A 2,123-nucleotide genomic window follows, 5' to 3' on the forward strand; every position below is an offset into this window, starting at 1 on the left:
GGAATCGTTGTGGCTCTAGGAATAGGCACAGCGTTTGTCTCTTCCTACAATTCAAGTGAAGTGAAAGGAAATGGTGAGCTAGAAGAATTACATCCTCTAGAAATGAAAAAATTTATGAAAGAAGATGGCACAGGATTTGTGATGTATTCCTTTGAGGAAAGCAAACGAGATGTTTACATGAATGAGGTAGAAAAAGCCTTAAAAGAACAGGGGGTAGACGGAAAGGAACTAGATAGTAACGATCCTCAATATGATGGTTCAAAAAACCAAACAGATTATGGATTGACACAAAATGCGGAAACTCTAGCTGCTTATAAGGATGGAGAATTAAAACAACAAATTAAATTAAGTGACTATGATCCATCTCAGTTAGAAACAGAACTTTCTCATTTTATTGAAACATCCAAAGAACTGTATTTCGAAGAATAAGAGATTTGCTTTGAAAGGTGGTGGTATCTTGACGATCTCCCAAAAGGAATTAAAGAAATCAAAAGATCTTGTGGAAAAGTTGTTGAAAGTGAATGGAAACAAATACAACGACTGGTTACATCAACAACACCAACAGTTTATTGAAGAAAATCAAGATTTAATTCTTCAAGCATTAAGTGCCTTTACAGGTCAAGAAGAAGAGGAGGAGGAGAAAAGCGAACCAAAGGTAGCTGAACAAGTTTCTGTAAGACCACAAAGCATTCCAGTAACACAAAATTAACGAAAAAGAGGAGTGAAACACATGTTAGATTTATTGAATAGCGTTGATGTAACGCAGTTAACTTCCCATTTAACCCTTGGTGCGGCTGACGGTATGAACGGCCTCATAGAAAGTGGAAAGTCTATTATCAAATGGATGCAGCGTATTGCGATGGTTGCCGCAGCTCTTGCCTTTTGTGTAGGTGGATATCACTTAATCTTAGGTGGAGAACGAGGTCGTCATAAATGTATCGCATGGTTTGTTGGAGGCGCAGTTGGTTTAGTAGTTGTAATGGGTGCTTATGCATTAGCTGAAGGTGTAAATACAAATATCCGATTCGGAAGCTAAGAAAGCTATACAGTCGATTGTATAGCTTTTTTCTATGCTCATTTTTAGAAGAAAGGAATGGAGAAACATGCTGTCTGTCATGTTTATAAAAAGTGAGACAAAAGAGTTAAAGCCATTTCAAAAGTTATCGATTCCAGAAGCATGCGAGATCACAGAAACATTAGAAACACAGTATCAACGTACTAGAAAAAAGGCTCATGCTGATTTTTTTATCCTCGATGAAGAGGATCATGAGGTATATGCAGGGACGTTATCCATTGGATCAGGTCTTGCTCGTCATGTAGTCGATCATATTAAGAAAAAATTAAGTTCTTTAAAAATGGATGATATACAGGAAGCTCGAAAGAAAAGTTTTCTTGAACAGCTTGAAAAGGAAGTACCGGACCATCTGAAAACAACAGATGGTTCCTCTTCTTTAGAGGAAGCTACAGAAGATTATGTACAAACGAATCAAGCGCCCATACTTTCTACTCGTAATCGAAGGTTGATCTATGGTGGAGGGATTTTATCCCTTCTTATCCTTTCAGCAACATGTTTTTCAACAGTGGCTACTTCCCAAGATCGAGCTGAAACGATTCAAGATTTACAGAAACAAGTCAAACTGGAACAAAAAATAACAGGGACATATGAAAGGGCACTTTTAGGAGACTCAGAAGGGGCTTTAAAACGACTTTCTTCTATTGATGAACAAAGTCTCACGAACGAACAAAAAAACGTCTACATGAGTCTTCTCATCGATCAAAAAAAGTATAAGGAAGCTGTTCAGCTTCAGGAAAACCATCCAGAAGCCGTGGAAAGCATGATTTCAAAGAAGGGAGATGTCAATGCGTTAAAAGAGTTTCAACAAACGTTTCCTTCGCCAAATGGAGCATTTGATCTTGCCTATCACGAACAACGATGGGAGGACATGATGAGCCAATCAGGAGTAGAAATGACCGATAAACGATATGAAATGAAGGCTTATGGATATCTGAAGCTAGATAAAGTGAAGGAGGCCAAAGAAGCAGTAGCACATATTCAAAGCCAAGACTTGAACCAAAAAATAGAAACCTATGAAAAAACGAAAAAAGAAATAGAAGAAACGAAA

4 protein-coding genes are annotated in these 2,123 nt (G+C 37.7%); all 4 read left to right on the forward strand.

Annotated features, from left to right (window positions below):
- Nucleotides 1–429 (forward strand): hypothetical protein (locus ACH0CI_RS28095; protein WP_406902648.1); only part of this gene is annotated, 429 nt, incomplete at its 5' end.
- A 28-nt stretch (nt 430–457) separates the two neighbouring features.
- Nucleotides 458–709, forward strand: a complete 252-nt coding sequence (locus ACH0CI_RS28100) for a hypothetical protein (protein ID WP_043976840.1) — start codon at nt 458–460, stop codon at nt 707–709.
- Between the two features lie 21 nt (nt 710–730).
- Nucleotides 731–1,036, forward strand: a complete 306-nt coding sequence (locus tag ACH0CI_RS28105) for a hypothetical protein (RefSeq protein ID WP_047933325.1) — start codon at nt 731–733, stop codon at nt 1,034–1,036.
- A gap of 67 nt (nt 1,037–1,103) precedes the next feature.
- Nucleotides 1,104–2,123 (forward strand): hypothetical protein (locus ACH0CI_RS28110; RefSeq protein WP_406902649.1); only part of this gene is annotated, 1,020 nt, incomplete at its 3' end.

This window comes from Priestia sp. 179-F W1.4 NHS (genome assembly GCF_045369295.1).
Classification (GTDB): domain Bacteria; phylum Bacillota; class Bacilli; order Bacillales; family Bacillaceae_H; genus Priestia; species Priestia zanthoxyli.

Bases quoted from the DNA above. Each gene is read 5' to 3' on its own strand.
- ACH0CI_RS28105 (WP_047933325.1), top strand. From the start codon at position 731: ATGTTAGATTTATTGAATAGCGTTGATGTAACGCAGTTAACTTCCCAT.